Genomic DNA, 24733 nt, shown 5'->3' on the forward strand with positions numbered 1-24733 from the left:
GTCAAGATAAACACTTTCATTTTAGTGACCCTCATCATACAAAGACCTACTTTTATATAGAAAATTAGGGAGAGAGTCATGAAAAAATTCTTAATTCCTCTTATGCTACTTACACTGTTTACAGGTTGTAAGGAAGTTAAAGAGGCCATCAAAATGCCAGAAAAAATGGATAAGCTTGGTGAGACGACTGACGGTATGAGTGATACAACATCACAGCTATACTCACAGCTTCGTTCGGCACAGTCTTCAGTTGAAAGACGTGATGCTTTCGCACTTATCTTAAATGACAATATTGAAATGGGTCAAAAGCTTACAAATGCTGCAAAATTCTTTATGGCATTTGAATACAACCTTTATACAGGAATTAAGCCTTACGATAATTTAGAAATTCGTGACATGCTTTTCTATGATGCAGTAGAAGAGTTTTACAAGAATATGGCCTCTGTTTATGAAACAGATATTAAAGGTGAATTCAACGTTAAAAAAGCAATGAAGAAAGGTAAGATGACTCCAATCCATACAGGAAAGTGGTCACTAAAAAAACGTAACTACGAGCAATCTTTCTATGCTGTAGCTGCGGCCCTTCACAAGGTTCACCACCGTCAAACTTTCAATGCAAAAAATAATGGTTTTGCTGAAATGTCGATGTACACACTTATGAAAGATGCACTTATTAAAGACTCTCAAGGTGCAACACTAAGTAAGTCAGAAGAATATATCGTAGCAGGTCACAACCGTGAAATTTCAATCGCGCTTTTAAAAGCACGTATTGATATCATTCTTGCTCTTGCAATCAATGATTCTATGGATGCTGACGAAGCATCTTTTTGGCCAGGACTTCTTCACGTTATCTCAGGTGGAAAACTTGGTAAGTTAGAACTTCCTTCAACTTTTGAAACTTCAAATGCAGCAACGATGCACGAAGCGAATAAGAAGATCGAAGAAGCACTTAAGTGTTATGACTTCCTTCTATCAATTGGTGTTAAGCACGAGATCGATAAGAAAGTTAAAAATATCTTCGATAACGTTGAACTTCCAGAGCTAGATAATATCCAAGCTCAAAATGATAATATTCAAGAGTACAGAGAATATATTCAACAAATTCAAAAAATTGATTAATTCAAATAAAAGAAAAGGCCTCGTTTGAGGCCTTTTTTATTTTTTAAGATATGCTCTACTTAATATATCTCTCATCACTTTCTTACACTCAGGCTCACTTGACTCTCCTAAGGTATTAAAAAGCTCACTCTTATCCTTATCATTTTTTATTAAGTCTGAATCTAGAATAGATGCAATAGACCTTCCCTTACAATCCTTTGCGGCCAATAAAAGATTATGACTAAGAGTATGATCTTCAATTTTATACTCATTATTCTTTAAGAGATAAGTTAGAAACTTCTGGCTATTCATAACCACCATAAAGTTTAATAAACTTCCTGGGTGACATTTTTTGTCTTCATTTAATTTACAGATATAACTATCATATTCAGAAATCTTACTAGGAAGAAGATGAAGGATAATATCCTTTCGATCAAACCTTGTCGCAAAATCAAAAACGACCTTTTCATTCAGCCATGCGTACTGCTTATCATCAGGCATTCCACTATCGTAATATTTAATAAACTTACTCGAATCTTTATCTCTTAAAAGTGTTATGAATTTTGCTTCTTTAATAAATCCAAATCCAGAATAAACGATATATGAATTATAATTTATGTGATTAAAGCTTGAGATAAAGTAGAAAAGTAAAACAGTACCTATCCCAAGACTTGATGAGAGCTTTAAGTTAAGGATCAGCTGCTTCTTTAAACTTGTTTGTAATAAGCGAAACTTCTTATGCTCGTTATATGGCCTATCATCTTTATAAACTCTTACAAATGTATGAATGATAAAAAAGCTTAGAAATAGTGGTAAAATCCAAACTGCTCTATCTTCAGAAATAAAAACACCTAGGAGAAGCATCGAAGTACCAATAAATATAATATTTAGAAATAAAAAAGGAATATTAGTTAAAGAAATAAGAGGATTTCTAAAAAGTCGATTAAATTGATGACGCTCTTGAAAGGCAAAAGTTCTTACAATAAATGAATTAGCAAAAAATATAAATAATAGGATAGTAGATAATATAACCTTTTCATCCTTCATATCGTTTTGAGAAGAATTTAATAAAAGGTAATTGGCCATATAAAGACCTGCTATGATGCTATAAAAATAAGAGAAGATAAATCCAAAAGCTTGAAGCAACATTTTGTGAAACAGACTAATTGGTAGAGTTAAATTGTATAGACTCCCAGTCAACTTATGCGGCGACCTAATGGTCTGAGAACGACTCTTATTTAAAACAATCGAAATAAAAATAACTGAAAATGCAGTAATTGGTAGAATATTTAGTTCAAATTTTAAATAAACAATCCAAGATGAAAATAGACAAAGAAGAAAGAATAGAGTTTTAAGAAAAAAGACATTCTTATTCTCTTTGATATTATTAATAACAAGATTTCCAAGAACACTATGCTGCTTCATAATCGACAATCCCATGAGACCTAATTGTAAGAACTCTATTACTGTTTAATGTCGTATCTTCAGGTATATTTGTTGCCATCACAACACTTCGCCCAGATGCACATTCTTTTGATAAAAGCTCCCCTAACATCTTACGTGCCTTTCGATCAAGAACGGCAGTAATCTCATCAATTAAGATAAGAGGTGTTCCAGATGCGATGGCCGCAATGATTTGAACACGAACCTTCATTCCAGTAGAAAGCTCATGAATGCACTTATCTCGATCTAACTCAAAATCAGCTAATAGTCTTTTTTCTTTATCGATATCATAATCAGGATAAAGAATTTGGTAATTATCTAAAATGAAACCAACACGAGAGTTTTCATCAAAATCAAAATCATGTGAGTTAAAGAACATTTTCTTGAAGATCTTTGAACGATTGTGTGTTGGGGCCATATTAAAAACATTCACATGACCATTTAGTGGATTGTAGGCACCTAGAACAAGATTGATAAATGTACTTTTACCGGAACCATTCTTTCCCAGTAAAATAACAAACTCACCGGCACCAACTTTTAAGGAAACATTCTTAAAGATAACTTCGCCATCAGGGAAAGTATAATCTAAGTTCTTAATCTCAACTAATGGACTATTTAAATAAGCGTCCATATGCCCTCCATTCAATTATAAATAATAATTGTACTGGTGGTTCAAGTAGATACAAAAATCAACTAATTAGCGTGGTATGACTTCCTCAAATTATAGGCAGCCTATTTCTTAAAGTGGTCAAGAAAACCCTGTGGGGCCTTGGCAAGCTTGCGCTCTTCATAGTCAAAGAAGACTAGGCCATTTTTAGCATAAGCGATAAGACGATCACCGCATGTGAATTTATATAGAAGGTCAAAGCCGTACTCACTAATATCTTCGACAAACATTTCAACCTCTAAAACGTCCCCATGGAAAGCCTCTCCACGGTACATATAAGCAGCATCAGCTTGAATTAGTGACTTACCAAAGCAATTTAGTTCATCATGACCAAGGGATTTAAGAAAGCGCAGACGCCCTTCATGACAAAGTGTTGCCACAGCATCATTTCCCATATGATTTCCATAATTGACGAAGTTAATTGTTAGCTCAATTTTAGTTTTAAAATCAGCTTCTCTTTGAGGTGTCGATAATTTTATACGTGCCATGGATAAATTTTAACTAATTAAACTTACTCACACAAGATATAAGAATTTACTATTGGGCCGAAGAAATATTATATCCTTCTTTTTTAGAGAGAAATTTTGCCAAAAGCTCATGCCTATTATTAACGACCATTGCCTTAATAAGCACTTGGTCATTAAGCCAACGGAAGTCTCTATCCAGAGGCATTCCTTTATCATAATAAGCTAAAAAATCATTTGGACGATGCTTGATAAAAACAAAAGCATAGACAGGTTTTGCCATATGAAAATACGAAAGGAGCTGCTGCGTATTCATTGATGAATAACGAAAGTACCTGAGCATAGAAAGACAGAAGAAGGAAATAATGAGTGAAAGACAGCAGATCATAAAGCTTCTTTCAAACCACTTTTTTAGTGCTTTAGTAGGAAATAGAAAATCACCAAAGAGCTCTCGCGAATCGCCAGTAAATCGAAGCTGATATACTAATAGTGAAACAACAAGCACAATGCTTACATTTGGTGAGTAAGGAATATAATCAAGTAAGACGATAGTAATTAGAAGCGCAAGACTAATAAAAAAGAAAAGAGAAATTAACGTAACCAACATAAGCAGGCCCTCGAAAGAAACCAACTCTCCTAATGCTAAGTGACGTCTGTAGAAACCCAATTGAGCTTTCATAAAATCCTCTCTAATAAGAGTTTATCGCTACTCAACAAATGTTCTAAATACACCTATTTATCGTGCTTTTGAATCCTTATAAGTCAAAATTATGGCCATTAAAGTGGCCATCTCGATAGAGCTTATTTGAGAAAGATTAGATAATTCAGGAATCTACGAATCTTTGATTTCAGTGAAGATTTTTGCTTTTGCATAATTTAGAAGTTCTTCATTCTCAAGGATATGATTCGACCAAGCATGAAATCCATGTGAGAACTCTTTGAAAGTTACATCAACTCCTTCTCTCAATAACTTCTCATAAAACATTAAACTGTCATCGTAGAGAACATCATACTTAGCGGCATAGATAATTGTTTTAGGAAGGGCCTCAAGCTCATCACTATAAAGAGGAAAAATCGCAGGGTCTTTCATATGCACTTCACGATTTGAGATTGCATAATCCAATAGCTTTAAAAGCATAGATTTAGATAAACCACTTTCTTCGCCACTCTCATATCGATTTGCCGACGTCGTTTCAAAATCACTTTGATAATGACCTGTTAAGAGATGTAAATCAGAGATTTTAAATGCATTACTACCTAAATGATTGTTTGCCAATGTAACTAATGTCGCAAGATTTGCACCAGCAGAAGTACCAGTTAACGTAAAACTCTTTATACCTTTAAGATGAAGATCATTTAAAAGAGCGAGGCACCAATTTGTGATTTCAGGAATACTTGATTCTGGAGATAAAGGGTAATCAGGACAAACGATATAGGAAGAGTGTTCGTGGAAATCGAAAAGGGCCTGACAAAATTGAGCACTAGTATACTCATGGCCAGTAACATAGCCTCCTGAGTGTAGATGAATAATACAATGAGCTTTAGGCTCGCCCCAAACTAAGCAAGTATGGTCATTGAGCTTTTGAATAGAGCAATTGACAAGATTCTTATACTCGCCTTCAATAAGATCCATGGCCCGACGAAGCTCATCCAGCGTAATGCGAGAGAAGCGTTTAATTCCCACATCAAAGAATGATTGCATTGATGAGAGTCGTTTTTGATGAATGAATTCAGCTATTGATTTGGACAAGGTCTAACCCATTACATTTACAAGGAAAAGTATTTATTAAATAAAGTATATAAATAAAATTCCGATAGTTAAAATTAGTAAAACTATGATCAGCATTTTAATCAAAGAAAGGTAACAAGGCCAATGAAAGCAATATCCTTACTCATTTTGTTCTCTATATTAATGGCCGTAAAAGTAAGTGCCTACGACACCTTAGCTATAGAGGGACAGTCGCCTAATAAGACTCAGACACAGGATTTGAAGGCAAAAATCTTTGAAATTGATGATGACGGAATGGGCCCAATAATCCCAAAAGAATATGAACGCAGTCGCTATCCAGCAAGCATTCCAAGCGATGATGAAAATGGTCATACTCATGATAGTGATGGAAAATATAAGCGTCCATTCAAGTAAAAAAAATATCAAACAATCTCCACAATAATTACATAAAAAAACCAAAGTACAGTTTCATAATCAACCAAAGAGCTTAGAAAAGCCTAAACACAAACAAGAGGTATGATATGAAATTGATTCCTATGACTTTAATCGTTCTACTGCTTAGCACGTCTACATTTGCAGCGAGAGATAAGGGCGAGAGAAAGTCAAAAAAGACAGAAAGTCATCAAATGAGTAAAGAAATGAAAAAGGATAAGAAATCCAAAATGAAGCATCGTATGGAGCGTACACCTGCCTCAAGCGATGCAAAAGCAGATGCTTCTCTAAACAACATGCACTACTTAATCTACGAGTAAGAGCAAGGTTAAAAGAGAGGCAAAAAGAGTTATAAGATGAAGACACTCACATACATTATAATCACACTTGCAATTCTTGCTTTCGGCTTTGAAGTTTATGGAGAGCGCTATACTGCTATTGTTGATGAAAATGATCCTTCAGTTCAGCGATTGATTCACGGAGAGGAGCAAAATGCAACTCAGGACCGAAAACAATCTCGTGAAGAGAAGAAACAGAGAAATCCAGCGTCTGAGCAAGAAATACAAGAAATGAATGATGATGATTACAGAGGAAATGAATACATGGAGCGCCATGCCAGACCTCCTCTATATGATCGTCAATATAAATAAGATATTGAAATCTTTTCAATATCTTATTTTTTACAATTAGGTTGTGTACAATATAGTTTTGTGATACATATTACTTATCAAATAAATCAAAGGAGATTGAAATGAGTATTTATGATTACAAAGCTATTGATATTAGAGGTAATGAAAGATCACTATCTGAATTTAAGGGAAAAAGCTTATTGATCGTAAATACAGCAAGTAAGTGTGGCTTTACTCCTCAGTATGAAGGACTTCAAAAGCTATACGATAAGTATCAAGGAAAACTGGAGATCTTGGCCTTCCCATGTAATCAATTTGGCAAACAAGAGCCAGGAAACTCAGAGGATATTCAATCATTTTGTGACTTAACTTTCAAAACTTCATTTCCGCTTTTTGAAAAAATTGATGTTAATGGAGATAACACACACCCACTATATCAATATCTTAAAGATGAATTACCAGGACTACTTGGTAGCAAGAAAATAAAATGGAATTTCACAAAATTCTTAGTAGATAGTGAAGGCCATCCTGTTAAGAGATATGCACCAATTGATAAACCAGAAAGTTTAGAAAAAGATATCGAAAAGAGCTTTAAATAATGAATGATGAAGTTCTATTAATCGACAATCAGATTTGTTTCAGCCTCTATCGACTAAGTAAACTCATTACTAGTCAATATAGGCCATATCTCGATGAGATCAATCTTACATATCCACAGTACCTTGTCATGCTTGCCTTATGGGAAACTGACAAAGTGAATATGTCTCAGCTTGGAGAAAAGCTTTCTCTTGATAACGGGACTCTAACTCCCCTGATTAAGCGCCTCATTGAAAAGGGCCTAGTTGAGAAAAAGAGATGTATTGAAGATGAAAGGATTGTCTATATCACAACAACGACAAGTGGAAAGAAACTAAAGAAAAAAGCAAAATCTATTCCGCAAAAGCTTCTTTGTTCAAATAATGTTGATCTAAAAGAAATACAGAAGCTAAAGGCCGAAGCAGATAAAATATATAACCAGTGGAGTACACATGAAAAATGAAGAAATTATAAAAGCACTTAATTGGCGTTATGCCACAAAAGTTTTTGATAAAACAAAAAAAATTACAGATGAGGACTTACACGTTTTAAATGAATCTTTAAGACTTGCGGCCAGTTCATTTGGACTACAACCTTGGAAGTTCATTTTAGTAAATGATGAGGCTACACGCCAAAAGCTAAGAGAGCACTCTTGGGGCCAATCTCAAGTAACTGATGCCTCTCACTACGTTGTTCTTGCTTACCTTACAGAGTTAGATGAAGAATATGTTGAAAAGTTTGTGCAATCAATTGCTGAGCAAAGAAATGTAGAACGTGAAAGTCTACAAGGATATTTTGATGTTATGAAGGCGGCATTAATTGATGGGCCACGTTCAAAAACGATTCCAGAGTGGTCACAACGCCAAACATATATTGCAATGGGACAGCTTCTAATGACTGCGGCCATTCAAGGTATTGATACATGTGCAATCGAAGGGATCGTTCCAGAAGAATACGATAAGATCTTAGGGCTTGAAGGGACAAAGTATAAAACTCTTGGAACAGTAGCGCTTGGTTATAGATCAGATGAAGACAAGTACAAGGATCTTGAAAAAGTACGTTTCTCTTTTGATGAAGTATTCAAAGTAATCTAATTAATAAAAATCAGCATCATTTGAGCTATACGGGTGGATTCTCTTATAGTTTTCACCCTGCTCAATATGCGCCTTAATATTTTCAAGATTCCATTTAAAAGTATTCGTTACACTTCGCTTAGTGATGAAGTGAAAGATTTGTTCCCATAAAAAGAACTCAAATTTTGACGGAGCACTTGCAAGTTCATGGCGACGAATATAGCCAGAGCGAAAAGTTAATGACGTCTTATTGTCACCAAGCTTCTTGTAAAATTGTTCAACAAGAAACTCTCCCTTCTCGTTGTAATTCATAAAATCCATAAATTCGTTGAAGTTATAGGCCCTGATCTGCTTGTAGTATTCGTTTTCACTTTTTGAAACCATTGTTGTCGTTTCGTCCCAAAAAGTCCCCTGCTCACTCTCTCTTCGATAACAGCGTCGAGTGAAACCAATATCACTTTGCTTTAACTTCTCATTCCACGGACACTGCGAATTTGGGCAAGAAACAATCTTATAGAAGTAGGTCGACCACTGACGTGCGTGTTCATTTTTTGAGTTATAGTCCCACACAGCTTCAATTGGAGCGTTAATCTCAACTGTATACTCAGCGTAATCAATAGGCCTCGTATACTCTTTAGCATTCAGGGTAAATGATAGTGCAAAGTGCACAAATATTAGAATAATCCTCACTGAACTAGTTTACTGGACGATGCCACAGCGGGTCAATATCGAGCAAGATTTTTCATTGCCAATCAAATTCTAAGTGATTAATATATCTAAAGAATTCAAGTGATTTCAATGTGCCTAGGTGGTGAAATTGGTAAACACGCACGGTTGAGGGCCGTGTGCTTTCGAGCTTGCTGGTTCAAGTCCAGTTCTAGGCACCATTTCCAAGACAAATCCAAATATCATTTTTTAATACATAACTTGCTTAGTTAAAAGCAAGCGTAGCTTGATGGTTTTGGAGGCGTCAATTGCCACGATGGCAAATTGATGCCGAACAAATTCGAGGGGTCAGGAGACCCCGAAGAACAAGGCCAGTGCATACCACAAAGAGAGCTACAGAAGCAGGAGCCGAGAGTCGGCCAAGTCCAATGCATACTAAATAACAGTGTACCGACATAACAAAACCAATAGTGAGCTTCACACTACTCTAAATTAAAAAAAGGCAGTGAATGTATAAAATTATTACTTGTTATAGCAGCATAGTTCTTAACTCTAACTTTACAACCATCCTCATGACACAAATAAGATAGACCAATCTTACTAGATCCTCCAAGTTCCTTAACAACATCTTTTAAAAAGTCTGAATTTACTTTTACACCAAAAATGACTTTTGTAAGTTCAACACCGAGTTCGTCAAATGTTACATATGTATCAGACGTGCTTGAGATATATCGATATTCTTTTTCATATTCCCACTCAATACTTTTAACCAAAGGATCAAAAGAGAAATTATCCCCAAAATCTTTAACGTATTTTACTTTCTCTATTTTAGGAGGTTCATTAATATCGAACTCCAAACAAATCCCCTTAAAAGAATTTGCGTAATGCGCCCACATCAAAATACTTTCACAATCTTCAGTTAAACAAAGTATACGATCACTAGAGTTACTATCTACAGGCTTATTGTCATTTATAACGATATTCCCACCTTTATCTTTATATATAGTTTTATCTGATCTAAAGGTTCCCTCAAAGGGATCATTTAACTGACAATACGTAGATAGGTATATTTTTTTTTCTTTTATAATGTCTATAATACGATTTTTCTTTATACTAAAATCATCGGCACAAGAGTCTAAACCAATATACTTATATAGCTTCATAATTCCTCCAATCTTATTAAAAATAAGTAGACATCATTATAAATGTACATTGAAAGATTAGAGGTAACGATTTTTTACTAAATTAATTTTTGATATTAAATAGAATCATACTTATAATTATCTCTACTAAAATTATTAGATAATTATAAATTCATTCAAAATAATAGCTAAAGTAAGATAGTGACTTAATTAAGCAATACGTAAGTGAGTTCAAAAGATAGTATCAAGTATGACACTATAATTTATGAGAACGAAACATGGCATAATCTATGCGGTAAGCATAGATCATGTGGTTCCTTTTAGACTTTTCTATTAGCAGTCCCAATATCTTCAAGATAGAACTTTAGTCTTTGCTCAATTTCCTCAAGGGCAGCAAGGCGAATTTCAATGGCCGTATTACATGAGCGGCGAGTTTTGATAGATTCAATCCCCTCCTTAGATGGGATATTCATGACTGGTCTTTTTTCTTGTTCTTTTTGTAAAGCGACCTGTTCTTCGAATTCTTCGATAAGCTTATTTAGAGGCGTTGGTGCTTTAGCTGTGCGCTCTTCTTCTACTGGAAAATTTTTAGCAGCAGGGAACATCACTAGAACATCGTTTTCTGATTGTGGATTTGTATCAATTAGTTTCATTAAATTTAATTCCTCATAATAAGCATTTATAGCGTTCAATTGCCGTCGCTATTTATAAAGCATAACCTAGGCCAAGAATAATTGGGATAAGCTATGTAAATTTGGAAGGTTACAAAAAATGAACGTCAATTATTTGGTCAGGCAAGGTGTTCATTAGACAAATTTCTCTCGCAATATCAAACACTTAGTCATATTTTATTTAGTCCCCAACTTGCGAGATATCATGAGCGTGGTACAATATTGGAGTGAAAAGAATCAACTGTATGCAATGCAAATATTATTTTAGTACTTGGGACAAGGACGCTCCTCGTGGATGTCGTAAATTTAATATGAAATCCACAAATATGCCTTACATCCTCGTTCGCCAATCAAGTGGCTCGGATTGCAGCTTCTTTGAACAAAAAGAACACTTGAAGAAGAAAAAGAGTAAATTAGACGATCTTAATGACCCAAGCCTGTGGTAATCGACATATATCAAATTAGTATAACAACTATTCCATAATATTATTTCTAATATAAATAAAAACATCATATATAAGCCTCATCAATCAAGTATGTGAGGTGCAAAATGAAAAAAGAGATCCTATTAACGTCATTAATTATGATGAACCCTGTAGCAAACCTACAAGCAAAAGAGATTACTGAAGTCAGAACACAAATGCTTTCAAGTTATGAAACCCTGGCCAATTTATCATTTGAATCTAATAAGTCTTTCGACGGTCATTATTGGACATATAACGATGAACTAAACGATGCCACTAAACACTATCGTAAATTTAAATGGGCAATCGAAATTAGAGACAATAGCGATGAGACGATGACTCATACTGAAGATGAATTAAAAATGGAGTATTTTTTAGTTCTCCATCAAGTATTTGAAGATGGATATATCCTGAGCTCTGAAAATGACTACCGTGTTGATCGTTTAACAAGTAAAAGGTTCAAGCTATATAACTGTGACTCATCACTTAATTGCCAAAGTGATTACGCCAATACAGAAATGATTCTTGAGAATATCGGCGGTGAGAAAGTTCTTCTCATTAAGAATCTTAAGAATGTATTTTCACAAAATAATTATGAAGACGTTTTCTTCGTTCAAACTAAGTAAGTAGAAAGAAATTTGTGAATTCAAAAGAAGTTCTAGAATATTTGTTAACTCCCCTTGATCAATCTCAAGGGGATGTCTTTAAAGAAGTTATTTGTGAGATCGAGCAATTAGAGATTCGTTTAATTGCATCGATGAATCCTAATTGGGCCAAGCTTGCTAAATCTCGTCTGCTCTCTTCAAACACTGCTTCAAAAGCAATTGATAATAGCTTAGCAAGATGGGATGAGGCCAATCGTTACATCAGCGAATGTATACAAGATGAAAAGACGCTTAGCTTTGAGATCATCACGAAAATTAACTCCATCTACAATGCTAAGAATTCACAAATCAGAGAAACTCCTATCTACGGGGGTGGTATCGAGTTTATAAGGCCACAGTATCTAAAGGAAGCAAAAGTGCTCCTTATTGATAACCTGTTAAATGATGTCGATATGTGCTTTTATGAGAAGGCCTTTCACCTGTATCAATGGATCGTAAGTCTTCATTTCTTTGATAACGGAAATGGTCGAACTTCAAGGCTATGCGCTGATTACATACTCATGCAAAACGGAAAGCTTCCTATATGCTTCCAGTCGAGTGTACGCTCTCATGTGGCCCAAATGCTTGAGGACAGGAAGGTGAACAAAGAAGATAAATTTCTTAGTTTCTTAAAAGCAATAAAGAGAAGCTATGAAATTGTCTTAGAGATTTGAGTCTGGCAGCTCAATACCTTGCTCATAATAAGTTGGCCCGGCCTCTTGAATCATTCCACCGCCAAGACACACTTCCTCACCTTCTAAATTCGTATAAAAGACAATTGATTGGCGTTTGGCAATAGCACGCTGAGGAGTATCAAAGTCAACTCTAACAAAGTCTTCAGAAACTTCAGTGATCGTACACTCTTGATCTTTTTGACGATAGCGAATCTTGGCCTTAAGCTTCATTCCAACTTCAGGCATAAATTCCTCATCAACCCAAGATAGATCTGTGGCAGTAAGATAGTCAGCATAAAGTGCACCGTGTTTTTCGCCGCGTTCAACGATAACGACATTGCGCTCAGTATCTTTACCAACAACAAACCAAGGCTCACCTGGCCCACCAAGGCCTAGGCCCTTTCTCTGGCCAATTGTATAAAAGGCGCTACCACTGTGGCGGCCAACTTTAGTTCCATCAAGAAGTTCGAAGTCGCCTTCTTTGATATGGATATAATTTGAAAGGAAGTTTTTAAAATTTCTCTCACCGATAAAACAGATTCCTGTTGAATCTTTCTTATCATGAGTAATAAGGTCATACTTCTTTGCAATCTCTCTTACCTGTGGCTTTTCAATGGCACCAACTGGGAAAAGAACCTTATCTAGAACTTTTGATTTGATTGTGTAGAGAAAGTAAGTTTGATCTTTGTTATTATCAAGGCCTTTAATAAGTTTAGACTTACCGTCAATCTTCTTTGTCTGGCAGTAGTGCCCAGTTGCAAGAAAATCTGCACCAAGCTCCATGGCCTTATTGAAGAAAACTTTGAATTTAATCTCACGGTTACAAAGAATATCAGGATTAGGTGTAAAGCCCTGTTCATATTCCTCAAGAAAGTTTGCAAATACGTTGTCACGATACTCTTTTACAAAGTCCACAGAGTAGTATGGAATATCAAGCTTTTCACAAACGGCAACAACATCTTCAAACTCTAGAGATGCTTTACAATTTCCGTTTTCGTCCTGCTCTTCCCAATTTTTCATGAACATGCCAATGACGTTATAGCCTTGCTCTTTTAACAAAGCTGCACATACAGAAGAATCGACTCCTCCGCTCATTCCGACAATGACTGTTTTACCGTTACCTACATTTTCCATGTGCCTTATTTAGCACATTTAGGGGTTATAGGTCTAGTGCCCATGAAGCAATGGCCATAGCAATATTGTTAGTGGCGTGATGTAAAGTCTTAATATTGAGTGCGTTCACATGATCTGCCGGAGTATGGATGCGAGAAGCATTTGAATCACTCTCCCAATTTTGGGTAAAGACCACACTTGGGATATTAAACTTTTGAAATGACGTATTATCACCGTAGACGAAATCATATGGCGTTATGCTAAAATCCACACGAAATGTCCCCTCGGAAGACTTCGTATAGAATCTTTGAGCAATAGACTTTTCGGCCTTATGAAGACCTGAGCTAGCAGGAGAATAATAGAGTCTCATATTCCCAAGCTTCTGCTCTTTATCTTGAGTGAGAGTATCGTAACCAAGCATAACCAATTCTACATAAGAATAGACCCTGATGCCCTTTTCAAGATTTAGGTTTTTTACATAGTCATATGAACCTAAGAATCCATTTTCACCATAATCGAAGAAAACCACTCGAACTGTTTTTTCAAGATCGAGCTCGGCAAGAATATTGATTAAACTCAAGGCCGCAACAACTCCAGAAGCATTATTATCAGCACCTGGTTGACGTCCTTTATTTACAACTGCAAAGTTTTTTAGATCATAAGCGGCCGTATCGTAATGGGCCCCGATGACAATAACATCTTGAGGATTTTTTAGCCCCTTCTTTTCCCAAACAATATTGTATCCATTAACAGACTTAAGGCCATCCACCTGCTGAACTCTTTCATTCGTAAGCTTTTGCCACTTTCGTAAATCTTTTGGACTAAGCTTATCTTTTGTGGCCTCTAAATCCTTTTTAAATAGGGATTTTGCATATTCAACATCTGGAACAAATTTAATTGTCTTAAGAGATGTATTTGTTTTTCGAACATTAGTTTCAATATAGCTAATAATATAATCCTGTGCCGTTTTATGACCACTAGTTCCCACAAAACGATTAGGTCTTGTCTCTTTAACAAAGCTATTAATTAGGGTATCGATATCTTTTTCTGAATTTTTAGATACGGCGTAATAAAGAGAGCGTAATTTCTTAGGAGACCTTTTACTTTTAGAAAGTTTATACGTGTCTTTAAAATTTTTAAATTCTTTTGCTGTCACAGAAAGTGACATCGATAATGCAATAATAAAATACTTCATTTAAAACCCTAGTTCTCTTTTTTTCGGACGAGATTGCGCTTCTTCAAGCTCTTCTTTTTGCTTCTTATTTAGCGGTAGACGGTAGAATTCACCATCGATGAATTGTCCAGTTTGAAAAATTTTTGCGTGACCAATTACCTTAGCACTTGGTCCATTTTTTGTTAAAAAGATAAAATGATCTCCTCTAAACAATATGCCTTCTGACTTGTCATCGAGATCAAAATATATATTTCCATTATTTAAAATATAGAGATTTCCTTTATATCCTTTACCTGTCGAGCTAATTCGACAATAACATTCCACAGGCCTAGATGTGTCAACGACTTCATAATTAACAAAGTGATTGCCAACGATACGCTCAAACGTTAATTCCTTTGCCTTTGCAACGTAAATAAAACCACGAGACATATTGATAGAAACAATTTTACTATCTGGAAGCTTTGGTTTGTTATCAAAAGTTTTATACTGTGTTTGTCCAAGATAATATTGATGCTGGCCTTTATGCTCACCAACAACACTATCGTCATCGTGAAGATAGATAGTGTTCTCTTTGATAAAACTTCGAGCAATATAACGATCAGTTAACTCGATAATTTCTTCATTTGAATAAGCTTGTGAGCGAAGTACTGCTCTTTTTTCAAGTTCAACTCGTGAAATTGTTTTTGAATCCACAAGTTGGCCAATCTTATCAACCTCTGCAGTCTTTAGATCTGCCAAAGGAAGTTTCAAATGAGACATTACCTCATTACTAACCTGAGTTAAGAGATGACAGTCATTTTTGACAGTATCGTTTGGTGCACTTAGCACAAATCGATTTTGAACAGGGATTACCTTACTAAAATGTCCTGTCGCAATCTTTGTGGCCTTAAGAACAGATAATTTTGAATAGAGAGTCTCAAGAACGAGAGTTGCTTTATCAATTGTTGGATTACACCAAATACCTGCAACACGACTCTCTAACAATTTAGAAATAACGCGCTCTTCAAAGGCTCCAGAAGCACTCGTAACATAAAAAGGAATTCCAATTAGTCGACAGATATCCCTGATTTTCTCTTCTGATTCACTTGCCCAAGGACTAAAAATTCTATTGATCTTCTTATTCCACGAAATTTTCTCATATTGTCTAAAGGCCTCTAACTGTTCCTCATCGCCCCTTAGCTCTTCTAGCAATTGCCCTTCAGGAGTAAGCTTTGTTTTAAACTGCTCCAGTAAAGCTTCATCTTCACTAGTGATTTTTTCAAAAAAAGAAATATTGACTCCAATACACTCATGCCCCTGCTTTTTTAAAAGCAGCGCAGTAACGGCCGAGTCAATACCGCCATCCATCCCGACGATAATCCTCTCTTTTTTCATATCTTTCTTAGCAAATTGCATAATTAAATTATAAGTGATTTTAGAAATTTAAACAGGGTAAATTTAAATTTATCAAAAACTTTATCCCACCAAAAGGCTCATATATTCATTGACATAACTCAACGCAAAATCAGATAATATTCATTCACGACGCAATAACACACGAGGACACAACACAAATTATGAAAACGAGTAAGGGTAATAGTAAAAGAAGCAAGAAGCTAAAATTTATTGATATCTTTTCAGGCGCAGGAGGATTTTCTTGTGGACTTGAAATGGCAGGTTTTGAGTGTGTCATGGGAATTGACTTCAACAAACACGCCATGGATACATTTGCACATAATCACAAAAAGGCCTATCCATATTGCGGCGACATTTCAAAACTAAGTAACAAAAAAATTAAAGAAGTTCTTGGTGACACTGAAGTTAATCTTGTTGTTGGTGGACCTCCATGCCAAGGTTTTTCAACTGTTGGCCCGGGAAACCCAGACGATATTAGAAATAAACTTTTTCTTGAATTCGTAAGAGTTGTGAAACTAACTAATCCAGAATTCGTTGTTATTGAAAATGTGACAGGACTACTTGCTAAGAAGAATGAATCAACATTAAAGGCAATCTTTAAGAAATTCAATTCCCTTGGATACAACCTAGACGTTAAGGTTATGAGTTCTCAAAACTATGGTGTACCTGAAAAAAGACGCCGTACAATCTTTATTGGAAGTCGAGTTAACGAGAAAGTAGAATTTCCAAAAATTACTCACGATACAATTGTAGCAAAAACATATCGCCCACCAGTTACTGTTGGTGAGGCCCTAAGTGATATTGAAACGAAAGCTGGCCATGTTTTAAATCATGACCTAGATAGTGCTAAGATCAAATCTAAACTAGATTTAAAGCGCATCAAACGTATTCCAGAAGGTAAAGGAATTCGTTACGAAAAAGACGAAAAAATGTATCTTACTCCATCGCTAAAACTAGGTGTTGATTGGAAAACAATGCGCGAGGGGCGATTTAGACAAACAAAGTACCAGAGACTTGATTCGAGAAGTGTATCTCCAACAATCATGACTCATCGTCATAGTTATTACCACCCTACAGAGCATCGCTACCTAACTCAAAGAGAAGCGGCAAAAATTCAAAGTTTTCCAAATGACTTTGAATTTTGTGGGCCAATCTCTGCTCAGTGGAGACAGATTGGAAATGCTGTTCCTCCGTTAATGGGTAAAGCAATTGGTACAGCAATCAAGAAGATGCACAATGCTCACCTTAAATCGACAGAAGATGGAAAAGTAAAAAAGAAAACAAAAGTAAAATCAATTATTGAAGATGTTCGAGGAGGAGCATTTGTCTATCGCTAGAATCTCGACACTACTTTTAATTCTACTAACCATATCATGTGCGACAAGCAATGATTCAACAAAAGTAGGCCAATCTAATTGCCACGTCAAAAGGGCCGCAATTGATCTTGGCTCAGGTTCGACAAAACTAGTTGTAGGACTCGTGGATACCTGTCGAGCGATGGTAGAAGGAATTCTCTTTGAAGCACAAAGAGCAGTACCTCTTAAGGATCAACTACAATCTTCAAAAGACAATAAGTTTAATGAAGAGATGCAAAATCGTCTAAGAGATGTTTTTGATGAGTTTAAATATCTAGCAAAAAATGAAGGCGCCGAAGATATTAGAGCTGTTGCGACTTCAGCATTTCGAACATCAGCAAACGGTGATGATGTTGCAGATCAATTAAAAGAACAAACAGGTGTAGACTTAGAGATTATCTCTCAAGAAGATGAAGCCAAGTTTGCTTACTCTGCAGCTCTTTCAAAACTTAAGTCAATGAATGTTTCACAAAATCCTCCGATTGCCATCTGGGACATTGGTGGTGGAAGCATGCAAATCACAAAGCCAATTGATAAAAAAGGTGAACAAACACAGGTGGCCCTTTTAAAAGTTGCATCTGTTACTTTTAAAAATCTTGTTTTAAAAGAGTTTTATCCAAAAGGGACTAAGACGCCAAACCCACTAAAAGAAGAGCGCGCTCTTAAAGCGATGGATCTGGCCAGAGTAACAGCAAAAGAACAATTATCTGACTTTGGAAATCTAAAAGACTATCAGGTTTATGGAGTTGGTGGTGTTCACTACTTCAGCATTGGTGGCCAATTTAAGAAAGCGAATCGCGTTTACAACCAGTCAACTCTCCTGGCCAAACTTCTGGAAAGAGCAAAGCTTACTGATAAAGAGATAGACAGCAAGTATGCATCGACAGACGTGACAAATATGGCACTAGTTCTAGGTTTTATGCAGACTCTAAAAGTTGATGAAGTAAAGCCTATCAAAGTAAACATGGCCCATGGACTTCTAATCAACCCTACTTTCTGGGAATAACTCTAATAACGATTTGTAAAAATACATAGATTGCCTTCATCGATAATAATCGGCGAAGGCCATTGCTGCTCCTTAGCAATATCCATCAACCATTTATTTGCATTACCTTTTGTGACAATTGTAATTTTTTTCTCATAACTAATTTCTAAGATTTGATTTAATACATAGTCATAAGTTTCTTTAGAGAAAGGATCGTACAGATAGTAAATATCTGCTTTCGGTATAGAAAAAGACTTTAAAGACAAATCTTGAACTTTAAAGGTTAAGCTCTCATCTAAACCTAAATTTTGGCAGGCATTATTTGAAACCTCTACTCTGTGATCTACATACTCATAGCCAACAAATTCAAGATCAGGTCTAAGAAGAGAACAAACAAGCCCTACTCGTCCATAGCCTGAGCCAAGATCAACAACAGTATCTCCAGCACTAGCATCAATTCCCTCGAGTGCTAAGAGTATTGTAGAATAGCCCGATTGAACTCCTACTCCGGCCCTTTGATATAGACGTTCTTTCGTGGTTGAATCATAGGTCATTTCTTGATCCAATTGATAATTAAGTTCAAAAATGTCATCGAGATTATCAAAAGTACGGTATAAATTAGGACCTTGATGGCCCATCTGCTGTATTCGGCCTTCCTGATCTTTTTCTTCTTTAATAAAGTGTGTACTCATTGTATTCAAAGATTGAATCAGAAATTCTTTTTGTTCATGGCCTCTTTTATCAATGATTGATTCGATTACGTGTGCTTCAATCGACTTAGAGCGCTTCTTAATTTCTTTTATTTTCTCAGCTCCACTCTCAACAAGAAATTCTCTTAAAAAAGAAACTGCCTCCAGTTCATCTTCAAATAATGGAGAGATAAAATCTTTATAAGAAGTCTTTTGTCCATTTCGCTTATCTTCTTGTTTCTTGAGCCAGAGCTCATCTTTAAGAAAGTCCATAATGGTGACTAAGAGTGCCGAATTAGTGTAGAGGCCAGCTAATTGAGTTGGCGTAAAATCACTTGTATCACCTTTCTTGCCTTTTAATAAATGTAAGAACATTAACTGAGAAACTCTCATGTTGCCTCCAATGTGTTTAACTGAAACGATCATGGTTGCAAAGCATGAGCTAATTAAATTAATTTAATGATAACTTTATAATGGCCCTAAGTAAAATTAGTGGCCATTACTAGAGTTTGTCGCTTGTGTGAGATTGTAGAATATACCCCTTTGAAGTATTAAATTTTCAGGAGTATCAAATTCAGCAAGTTTAGCATCTTTGAAAACAAGAATTCTATCACACTCTTTAATTGTATCGAGCCTGTGAGCGATAAAGAAAGACGTTTTACCTTCCATTACATTGTGAATTCCATCGTGTAGAATCTTTTCAAAGTAAGGATCAACATGGGCCGTGGCCTCATCAAGAATAAGAATATTTGGATTCTGTAGGCATACACGAGTCAACGAAATAACCTGTTTCTCGCCCGCTGATAAATTCGATCCACCATCTTTTAAGACACTATCAAGAGAAAGCTTCGAGTAATCCATAACCTTACTCATTCCTGTTTTATCACAAATTGAAAGAATGTCTTTATCTGTCAAATCAGGGTTTACCGAAAGATTTTCTCTAAGAGTCCCATCGAAGATAATGACATCTTGAGAAACAATTCCAATCTGATCACGGTAGTGATCGATATCTAAATCTTTAAGATTTTGACCATCAATTAAAACATCACCTTTTTGATAGTCATAAAGGCGAGAAAGAACTGCAACCGCCGTCGTTTTCCCTGAGCCAGTTGGCCCAACAATTCCAATTTTTTCACCTTTATTGATCTTGAATGAAACATCATTTAGGGCCGTACTAATATCATTATAGCCCATCGTCACGTTCTTAAATTCTACTTCACCGTTTATTGTATGATGTCTATCGTTTCGTTGATCAAAGACCTCTCTCTCTGTTTCAACATCAATAAAGTTTGCCACACGATTAACACTTGTAAACGCTGTAATAATATTTGCCATTTCTCTAAAAAGAGAAAGAACAGGCCAAAAGAAGCGCTCACAATAACGTAAAAGAGCAATAAACAGGGCAAGAGAAAGCGTTCCATCTAAGTAAGCGCTTCCACCAAACCAAACAAGAATAAGAAGTGGTAGTCCACATAAGAATGATAGCATCGGCATTGTAAGCGCATAGTATGTATTGGCACTTAGCTGAACTACTTGCTGTTCATTTACTGCTGATTTGAAATTGTCATAAGACCAGTCCTCGACACCAAACGATCGAATCACGTGAATACCATCAATATACTCAGAAAGCTTTGAGTTAATATTTGAAGAGTACTTACTGATGGCCCTATTTAGAGAGCCAATTTTATCTCGCGTAACAATTAGAAAAATAACTGCAGGAATCATTCCTGAAATAACCATTAAACCGATTTTGAAGTCAGTGATAAGCATCGCTGTTGCCGATGAAATAATCATTAAGATCGAGATGGCCAGGCGCCCTAGAGAGCTTGTAAAAAACTTCTCAATCCCTTCCACATCATGAGTCATTCTCGTTACAATTCTTCCCTGAGGCCAAGAATCAAAAAATTTAAGTGGTAAGTGAGAAAGCTTTTGAAATAGTCGATCTCTAATCTTTAAAATAACATAACTTGTTTGCACGATTAGATAACGACGGCCAATATAGTGAATAAGGACACCACCTAGCTCAAGTGCTAAAACATAAAGGGCCCACTTTTTTGCAAGTTCCCACTTTGATTTTGCTAGACCTTCACCAACAAGCACCCCTAGTGCATGACCAGAGAGCATTGATATAACAGTAAACATAATTAGCATCAGTATTGAGACAAAGATCTTAAGACGATAACCTTTTGCAAATCTGAAAAGAAATGCTGTCGTCTTTAAGGCCGAATGTCCTTGTTCCTTATGCTTAGCTTCATCTTGATCATCTTGTGCTAAAAATTGTTTTGCATCACTCATTATTTAGTCCCTGCTTCTGCACGATCTAAGTTAATCACCTTCTCGCAATATTTGAGAGTCGATTCTCTATGGGCAACCCATACGAGAGTTGATTCAGGCAGGTATTTATTAATATTTGATAGAATAGTTTCTTCGGTAACTGTATCAACCGCAGAAAGACAATCATCCAAAAGAAGTATCTCAGGCTTTCTAACAAGTGCTCGAGCAAGAGTTAGTCTTTGCTTTTGACCACCTGAAAGATTTACACCCCACTCTCCAAGTTGTGTATCTAGTCCATCATCGAAGTTTTCAATATCACTTTTTAAACCTGCAATTTCTAAAACTTGCCATAAAATTTCGTCATCAAAATTTTGATCCATTAAAATATTATTACGAATAGAGTCCGCAAAAAGGAATGACTTCTGATGAACCATTGTAATATGTGATCTTAGAAATTTATGGCCATACTCAGTAAAAGGACGTCCAAAAAAGGCGACATCTCCCCTTACATCTCTCTCTAGTCCACTAAGTATATTGAGCAGAGTTGTCTTTCCTGTCCCAATCTGGCCAATAATTCCAATACGCATTCCACGCTTAACTTCAAGATTAATATTAGAAAGGATGTCATTTCCTTCTTCATATCTAAAGCTTAGATTCTTTAAACTAAATACCGTATCACCAGTAAGTTCAGGCTCAACTTTCTTATCAAGTAAATACTCTTCCTTAAAGTGAGTATAAATCTCTGCAAGACGTCTTAGAGAAGTAAAAGACTTTCTCCAATCAGATATAATGTAGCCAAGCTCCATCAATGGCTCTTGTAAAAGATGAACAAGTCCTTGGATTGCAACGAACTCTCCTACTGTGATTTCGCCTTTCATAAGAATAGTGAAACCATAAGTAAAAAGAATAACGTATGTTGCCAACGAGGCCATTCCCGAAGAAGGAATATAGAGCATTGAAGTGTTATTGGCATCGAGTCTCATTTTTCGATACTTTTGTGCACCAGCAAATAATCTCTTATACCAAAAGAAGGCCGTATTCCCTAGCTTCTGTAGTCTTACTGTAGAGATGGCCTTTGATGTTTCATCATTAAAATATGAAAGATAATCTTGTGCAACATCGTAGCGCTCCATTTCGATAGTCGAAATATAGCGAACAAGAATTGGAACGATTAATAGTGCTAAGAAAGAGATAATCGTGATTTGTACATTAATTAAAAATAACGAGATAATTGTAAATACACCTAAAAAGAGCACATCTGCAGCTCCTACAAGTGTAAACCCAAAAACAAAGCGCGCTTGACCAACATCACTATTGGCGGCACTCATTAGAATTCCTTTTGGATATTTATTAACAAGAGTATCCATTGAAAAATATTGAGCATTTTGCCAAATATCGTCTTTTAGAAAACCACCTGCATGATGAGTCTGGCGACCTAAAAAAATACGCCAACCAACACGGCCAAAGTAGAGCATAATTCTAGAAAATAGAACAACTGTAAAAATAAAAAAGAATTTATGCTTTAGATCGTCACCTGTAATGAAGTAATCAATTGTCCAAGAAGGCATGGTTTTATGCGTGAAGAAATCCACCACATCCCCCATGGCACGTGAGTAAAATACCTGACAAAAGTTACAGACTACTATCGAAATAATCCCTAGGAAGTAAACTGATTTTTTGCGGCGTAAATAATTCAACCAAATTTTATAATGCATAGTCATTGCAAAGTATTATATGATTTATACATGAGATTTCATATTCTTTTATTTTTAATATTTTCTGTCACAGCAAACACTTATGCCGAACTCGCAGAATTCGACTCTGGCCCAGGTAACGCTAAAATATTTAGAATTGATGCTCTTGAGAATTACGTTAAAAAGATTAGAGAAGAAATCACTCGCATTGAAAGTGGCATGGATGACAAAATGGGCAAGGAGCTAAAGTCTCTTAAGGCCCAGATCGAAGAACTCAAAAATAAAGAAACTAATTTGGATGGGCTTAAAGTTATTGAAGAGCGTCTAAATAAACTTGAATTAAAACATGCTGACGATGTAAAGAAGATGCAGGCAGACTTTAGAAATCTGCAGCAGAATATTGATCAGTCACTCTTAGATCTATCAAACAAAATTCTTCAACGTATTCAGGTTTTTGAAAAGTACCTTCAAAAGCCTTAGAAAAGCTAGTGAGAACAATGACGGTATTCATTCTCTGTTATCTTTAACTTCTTAGCAATTGTAGGTTGAGTTAAATAAATTGAGGTTAATCTTCTTTCGTTAGAAATATAGGAAGATCCTTTTCTTAATTCTTTATCTAAACATAATTCACTTCTTAAACTATCAACGTCAATACCACTATGGGCCACCACTTCTGCACTAAACCAATCTGCGAATACCTCATCAAGTTGATCGCGCTGTTTTCCAGGTAGAGGATAAAGAGATCGATTGCATGTAGGGTTTGCCAAGAGATTGTCTCCAACTTCTTTTGTTAGAACCTTATTTTGAACTAAGAAATTTAATTGAGAATCATCTCTAAAGAGCGCTCCTGCACTCGTTGAATTTCTTAAGCATTTCTGAATCGAATCAAAAGGATTTTTACTCTTATAAAAACCAGAGAAACGACAGCTATCAAAAGAATGAGCAATCTCGTGTGCCATTAAACTCACTAAGCTTGCACGATACTTGGGAAAAGCAAAATTTAAGCCTTCAAGGCCGATATTAATTTCATTACTCTTTGGATCATAGGCAAATCCCCACTCTAAAAAATCGCGAGGAGCTTGGGCAACTTTAGTGCCAAGGACTTTTTTGGGAATGAAAATCTTAATGTTTTCCACTTTCTCTTTTATTTCTTTGAATGCCTTAGTATCACCCAATTGAATTTTCAAAACAGAAAGTGCACTCTTTTTAGCTCTTCTAAAACTATCTTCTAAAAGGAGAATTTTCTTCTTTGTATAAAGCTGTGAAAAGACATCAGTTAACTCTTTATCCAAAAGATCTTGAATGGCCTTTGGCCTTTCATTAAATGTTCCAGAAGATAGAACAATATTTTCGATATAATAAAAACGCCACTGTTTCGCGACATTTACAGGATCGTTAATATCGAGTTTTCGACGTTTGATCCAACTTGTAACAACAGGACTCTTCTTAGCAATTAAACTACCGAGGGCCTCATCTGCAACTGCTGCTATTGGCCTTGAATTAGCAAGATCAACTTTAAGTTTTGCGATTTCATTATAAATAGATTCATCTTTTTCAAAGCTAACCTTCTTACAATATGATTTGAAGGTTGGGTTAGCATATAAACTTACAGCAATAAAAAAGGGGAATAAAAACTTCATTCCCCTATTATAACTTAAAAAAATTAAATCGATTGTATGGAC

The 24733-nt window shown here is 35.7% G+C and carries 28 protein-coding genes and 1 tRNA gene; 14 read left to right on the forward strand and 15 right to left on the reverse strand.

The window, feature by feature from the left end; all coding sequences use genetic code 11:
* The first annotated feature begins 78 nt into the window (after window positions 1-78).
* Window positions 79-1119, forward strand: a complete 1041-nt coding sequence (locus tag ACMAYX_RS02525) for a hypothetical protein (RefSeq protein ID WP_103217413.1) — start codon at window positions 79-81, stop codon at window positions 1117-1119.
* A 36-nt stretch (window positions 1120-1155) separates the two neighbouring features.
* On the opposite strand, the gene ACMAYX_RS02530 is transcribed toward ACMAYX_RS02525, so the two are convergent.
* The 5 genes from ACMAYX_RS02530 to ACMAYX_RS02550 form a co-directional block, all read right to left on the reverse strand.
* Window positions 1156-2523, reverse strand: a complete 1368-nt coding sequence (locus tag ACMAYX_RS02530) for a hypothetical protein (protein WP_412471503.1) — start codon at window positions 2521-2523, stop codon at window positions 1156-1158.
* Complete coding sequence (locus ACMAYX_RS02535; protein WP_412471504.1) at window positions 2510-3172, reverse strand: ATP-binding cassette domain-containing protein; 663 nt, start codon at window positions 3170-3172, stop codon at window positions 2510-2512. The genes ACMAYX_RS02530 and ACMAYX_RS02535 overlap by 14 nt, the downstream gene beginning before the upstream one ends.
* Window positions 3173-3273: 101 nt before the next feature.
* A complete protein-coding gene (locus ACMAYX_RS02540; RefSeq protein ID WP_392991712.1) occupies window positions 3274-3696 on the reverse strand; it encodes a thioesterase family protein in 423 nt (140 codons plus the stop codon).
* 49 nt (window positions 3697-3745) lie between these two features.
* On the reverse strand, window positions 3746-4351 hold the full coding sequence (locus ACMAYX_RS02545; RefSeq protein WP_103217415.1) for a hypothetical protein: 606 nt from the start codon (window positions 4349-4351) through the stop codon (window positions 3746-3748).
* A 153-nt stretch (window positions 4352-4504) separates the two neighbouring features.
* Window positions 4505-5422, reverse strand: coding sequence for an alpha/beta hydrolase fold domain-containing protein (locus ACMAYX_RS02550; protein WP_412471505.1), 918 nt, complete (start codon window positions 5420-5422; stop codon window positions 4505-4507).
* 123 nt (window positions 5423-5545) lie between these two features.
* Between ACMAYX_RS02550 and ACMAYX_RS02555 the strand changes: the two genes are divergently transcribed.
* From ACMAYX_RS02555 to ACMAYX_RS02580, 6 genes are all read left to right on the forward strand, one after another.
* Window positions 5546-5815, forward strand: coding sequence for a hypothetical protein (locus ACMAYX_RS02555; RefSeq protein ID WP_392991708.1), 270 nt, complete (start codon window positions 5546-5548; stop codon window positions 5813-5815).
* A gap of 107 nt (window positions 5816-5922) precedes the next feature.
* Window positions 5923-6153, forward strand: coding sequence for a hypothetical protein (locus ACMAYX_RS02560; protein ID WP_103217418.1), 231 nt, complete (start codon window positions 5923-5925; stop codon window positions 6151-6153).
* A gap of 36 nt (window positions 6154-6189) precedes the next feature.
* Window positions 6190-6483 (forward strand): hypothetical protein, encoded by a 294-nt coding sequence (locus ACMAYX_RS02565; RefSeq protein ID WP_103217419.1) that lies wholly within the window; start codon window positions 6190-6192, stop codon window positions 6481-6483.
* A 101-nt stretch (window positions 6484-6584) separates the two neighbouring features.
* Window positions 6585-7061, forward strand: coding sequence for a glutathione peroxidase (locus tag ACMAYX_RS02570; protein ID WP_103217420.1), 477 nt, complete (start codon window positions 6585-6587; stop codon window positions 7059-7061).
* Window positions 7061-7501 (forward strand): MarR family winged helix-turn-helix transcriptional regulator, encoded by a 441-nt coding sequence (locus ACMAYX_RS02575; RefSeq protein WP_199177524.1) that lies wholly within the window; start codon window positions 7061-7063, stop codon window positions 7499-7501. Before ACMAYX_RS02570 ends, ACMAYX_RS02575 begins: the two co-directional genes overlap by 1 nt.
* Window positions 7491-8132, forward strand: coding sequence for an NAD(P)H-dependent oxidoreductase (locus tag ACMAYX_RS02580; protein ID WP_103217422.1), 642 nt, complete (start codon window positions 7491-7493; stop codon window positions 8130-8132). Before ACMAYX_RS02575 ends, ACMAYX_RS02580 begins: the two co-directional genes overlap by 11 nt.
* Here the strand turns inward: ACMAYX_RS02580 and ACMAYX_RS02585 are convergent, their stop codons facing one another.
* Complete coding sequence (locus ACMAYX_RS02585) at window positions 8133-8780, reverse strand: hypothetical protein (RefSeq protein ID WP_412471506.1); 648 nt, start codon at window positions 8778-8780, stop codon at window positions 8133-8135. It abuts the gene before it with no gap.
* Between the two features lie 133 nt (window positions 8781-8913).
* Here ACMAYX_RS02585 and ACMAYX_RS02590 point away from each other — a divergent pair.
* Window positions 8914-8998, forward strand: a tRNA-Leu gene (locus ACMAYX_RS02590).
* Between the two features lie 261 nt (window positions 8999-9259).
* Here the strand turns inward: ACMAYX_RS02590 and ACMAYX_RS02595 are convergent.
* Together ACMAYX_RS02595 and ACMAYX_RS02600 are read right to left on the reverse strand one after the other, a co-directional pair.
* On the reverse strand, window positions 9260-9940 hold the full coding sequence (locus ACMAYX_RS02595; protein WP_412471507.1) for a DUF2971 domain-containing protein: 681 nt from the start codon (window positions 9938-9940) through the stop codon (window positions 9260-9262).
* 299 nt (window positions 9941-10239) lie between these two features.
* Window positions 10240-10572, reverse strand: coding sequence for a hypothetical protein (locus ACMAYX_RS02600; protein WP_412471508.1), 333 nt, complete (start codon window positions 10570-10572; stop codon window positions 10240-10242).
* Between the two features lie 245 nt (window positions 10573-10817).
* Between ACMAYX_RS02600 and ACMAYX_RS02605 the strand changes: the two genes are divergently transcribed.
* The 3 genes from ACMAYX_RS02605 (at window position 10818) to ACMAYX_RS02615 (ending at window position 12372) form a co-directional block, all read left to right on the forward strand.
* Window positions 10818-11036: a hypothetical protein gene (locus tag ACMAYX_RS02605; protein ID WP_199177525.1), complete on the forward strand. Its 219-nt coding sequence runs from the start codon at window positions 10818-10820 to the stop codon at window positions 11034-11036.
* 104 nt (window positions 11037-11140) lie between these two features.
* The gene (locus ACMAYX_RS02610) at window positions 11141-11680 is read left to right on the forward strand and encodes a hypothetical protein (protein ID WP_392991704.1); all 540 of its coding nucleotides are present in this window, start codon (window positions 11141-11143) and stop codon (window positions 11678-11680) included.
* A gap of 14 nt (window positions 11681-11694) precedes the next feature.
* Window positions 11695-12372 carry a Fic family protein gene (locus ACMAYX_RS02615; protein ID WP_412471509.1) on the forward strand — a complete coding sequence of 226 codons (678 nt, stop codon included), beginning with the start codon at window positions 11695-11697 and terminating at the stop codon, window positions 12370-12372.
* Here the strand turns inward: ACMAYX_RS02615 and mnmA are convergent.
* The 3 genes from mnmA to ACMAYX_RS02630 are packed head-to-tail and all read right to left on the reverse strand — an operon-like array spanning window position 12361 to window position 16054.
* Window positions 12361-13506: a tRNA 2-thiouridine(34) synthase MnmA gene (mnmA, locus tag ACMAYX_RS02620; RefSeq protein WP_103217428.1), complete on the reverse strand. Its 1146-nt coding sequence runs from the start codon at window positions 13504-13506 to the stop codon at window positions 12361-12363. The two genes, ACMAYX_RS02615 and mnmA, sit on opposite strands and share 12 nt — an antisense overlap.
* A gap of 25 nt (window positions 13507-13531) precedes the next feature.
* The gene (locus tag ACMAYX_RS02625) at window positions 13532-14680 is read right to left on the reverse strand and encodes a M28 family metallopeptidase (RefSeq protein ID WP_103217429.1); all 1149 of its coding nucleotides are present in this window, start codon (window positions 14678-14680) and stop codon (window positions 13532-13534) included.
* On the reverse strand, window positions 14681-16054 hold the full coding sequence (locus ACMAYX_RS02630; protein WP_103217430.1) for a hypothetical protein: 1374 nt from the start codon (window positions 16052-16054) through the stop codon (window positions 14681-14683).
* Between the two features lie 161 nt (window positions 16055-16215).
* On the opposite strand from ACMAYX_RS02630, the gene ACMAYX_RS02635 reads away from it, so the two are divergent.
* Together ACMAYX_RS02635 and ACMAYX_RS02640 are read left to right on the forward strand one after the other, a co-directional pair.
* Complete coding sequence (locus tag ACMAYX_RS02635) at window positions 16216-17391, forward strand: DNA cytosine methyltransferase (RefSeq protein WP_103217431.1); 1176 nt, start codon at window positions 16216-16218, stop codon at window positions 17389-17391.
* Window positions 17378-18415: a Ppx/GppA phosphatase family protein gene (locus ACMAYX_RS02640; protein WP_158246829.1), complete on the forward strand. Its 1038-nt coding sequence runs from the start codon at window positions 17378-17380 to the stop codon at window positions 18413-18415. Before ACMAYX_RS02635 ends, ACMAYX_RS02640 begins: the two co-directional genes overlap by 14 nt.
* Window positions 18416-18417: 2 nt before the next feature.
* Here the strand turns inward: ACMAYX_RS02640 and ACMAYX_RS02645 are convergent, their stop codons facing one another.
* The 3 genes from ACMAYX_RS02645 to ACMAYX_RS02655 all read right to left on the reverse strand — a co-directional run bounded on the left by ACMAYX_RS02645 (window position 18418) and on the right by ACMAYX_RS02655 (window position 23054).
* On the reverse strand, window positions 18418-19476 hold the full coding sequence (locus ACMAYX_RS02645; RefSeq protein ID WP_392991700.1) for a methyltransferase domain-containing protein: 1059 nt from the start codon (window positions 19474-19476) through the stop codon (window positions 18418-18420).
* Window positions 19477-19572: 96 nt separating this feature from the next.
* Window positions 19573-21378, reverse strand: a complete 1806-nt coding sequence (locus ACMAYX_RS02650; RefSeq protein WP_392991698.1) for an ABC transporter ATP-binding protein — start codon at window positions 21376-21378, stop codon at window positions 19573-19575.
* The gene (locus ACMAYX_RS02655) at window positions 21378-23054 is read right to left on the reverse strand and encodes an ABC transporter ATP-binding protein (RefSeq protein ID WP_392991696.1); all 1677 of its coding nucleotides are present in this window, start codon (window positions 23052-23054) and stop codon (window positions 21378-21380) included. Before ACMAYX_RS02655 ends, ACMAYX_RS02650 begins: the two co-directional genes overlap by 1 nt.
* 48 nt (window positions 23055-23102) lie before the next feature.
* Between ACMAYX_RS02655 and ACMAYX_RS02660 the strand changes: the two genes are divergently transcribed.
* Window positions 23103-23531, forward strand: coding sequence for a hypothetical protein (locus ACMAYX_RS02660; protein ID WP_103217436.1), 429 nt, complete (start codon window positions 23103-23105; stop codon window positions 23529-23531).
* Between the two features lie 5 nt (window positions 23532-23536).
* Here the strand turns inward: ACMAYX_RS02660 and ACMAYX_RS02665 are convergent, their stop codons facing one another.
* On the reverse strand, window positions 23537-24691 hold the full coding sequence (locus ACMAYX_RS02665; protein WP_412471510.1) for a hypothetical protein: 1155 nt from the start codon (window positions 24689-24691) through the stop codon (window positions 23537-23539).
* Window positions 24692-24733: the final 42 nt, after the last annotated feature.

Origin of the sequence: Halobacteriovorax sp. RT-2-3 (assembly GCF_047085075.1) — a bacterium.
GTDB lineage: Bacteria > Bdellovibrionota > Bacteriovoracia > Bacteriovoracales > Bacteriovoracaceae > Halobacteriovorax_A.

Bases quoted from the DNA above. Each gene is read 5' to 3' on its own strand.
- ACMAYX_RS02525 (WP_103217413.1), top strand. From the start codon at position 79: ATGAAAAAATTCTTAATTCCTCTTATGCTACTTACACTGTTTACAGGT.
- ACMAYX_RS02530 (WP_412471503.1), bottom strand. From the start codon at position 2,523: ATGAAGCAGCATAGTGTTCTTGGAAATCTTGTTATTAATAATATCAAA.
- ACMAYX_RS02535 (WP_412471504.1), bottom strand. From the start codon at position 3,172: ATGGACGCTTATTTAAATAGTCCATTAGTTGAGATTAAGAACTTAGAT.
- ACMAYX_RS02540 (WP_392991712.1), bottom strand. From the start codon at position 3,696: ATGGCACGTATAAAATTATCGACACCTCAAAGAGAAGCTGATTTTAAA.
- ACMAYX_RS02545 (WP_103217415.1), bottom strand. From the start codon at position 4,351: ATGAAAGCTCAATTGGGTTTCTACAGACGTCACTTAGCATTAGGAGAG.
- ACMAYX_RS02555 (WP_392991708.1), top strand. From the start codon at position 5,546: ATGAAAGCAATATCCTTACTCATTTTGTTCTCTATATTAATGGCCGTA.
- ACMAYX_RS02560 (WP_103217418.1), top strand. From the start codon at position 5,923: ATGAAATTGATTCCTATGACTTTAATCGTTCTACTGCTTAGCACGTCT.
- ACMAYX_RS02565 (WP_103217419.1), top strand. From the start codon at position 6,190: ATGAAGACACTCACATACATTATAATCACACTTGCAATTCTTGCTTTC.
- ACMAYX_RS02570 (WP_103217420.1), top strand. From the start codon at position 6,585: ATGAGTATTTATGATTACAAAGCTATTGATATTAGAGGTAATGAAAGA.
- ACMAYX_RS02575 (WP_199177524.1), top strand. From the start codon at position 7,061: ATGAATGATGAAGTTCTATTAATCGACAATCAGATTTGTTTCAGCCTC.
- ACMAYX_RS02580 (WP_103217422.1), top strand. From the start codon at position 7,491: ATGAAAAATGAAGAAATTATAAAAGCACTTAATTGGCGTTATGCCACA.
- ACMAYX_RS02595 (WP_412471507.1), bottom strand. From the start codon at position 9,940: ATGAAGCTATATAAGTATATTGGTTTAGACTCTTGTGCCGATGATTTT.
- ACMAYX_RS02600 (WP_412471508.1), bottom strand. From the start codon at position 10,572: ATGAAACTAATTGATACAAATCCACAATCAGAAAACGATGTTCTAGTG.
- ACMAYX_RS02610 (WP_392991704.1), top strand. From the start codon at position 11,141: ATGAAAAAAGAGATCCTATTAACGTCATTAATTATGATGAACCCTGTA.
- mnmA (WP_103217428.1), bottom strand. From the start codon at position 13,506: ATGGAAAATGTAGGTAACGGTAAAACAGTCATTGTCGGAATGAGCGGA.
- ACMAYX_RS02625 (WP_103217429.1), bottom strand. From the start codon at position 14,680: ATGAAGTATTTTATTATTGCATTATCGATGTCACTTTCTGTGACAGCA.
- ACMAYX_RS02630 (WP_103217430.1), bottom strand. From the start codon at position 16,054: ATGCAATTTGCTAAGAAAGATATGAAAAAAGAGAGGATTATCGTCGGG.
- ACMAYX_RS02635 (WP_103217431.1), top strand. From the start codon at position 16,216: ATGAAAACGAGTAAGGGTAATAGTAAAAGAAGCAAGAAGCTAAAATTT.
- ACMAYX_RS02645 (WP_392991700.1), bottom strand. From the start codon at position 19,476: ATGAGAGTTTCTCAGTTAATGTTCTTACATTTATTAAAAGGCAAGAAA.
- ACMAYX_RS02650 (WP_392991698.1), bottom strand. From the start codon at position 21,378: ATGAGTGATGCAAAACAATTTTTAGCACAAGATGATCAAGATGAAGCT.
- ACMAYX_RS02660 (WP_103217436.1), top strand. From the start codon at position 23,103: ATGAGATTTCATATTCTTTTATTTTTAATATTTTCTGTCACAGCAAAC.
- ACMAYX_RS02665 (WP_412471510.1), bottom strand. From the start codon at position 24,691: ATGAAGTTTTTATTCCCCTTTTTTATTGCTGTAAGTTTATATGCTAAC.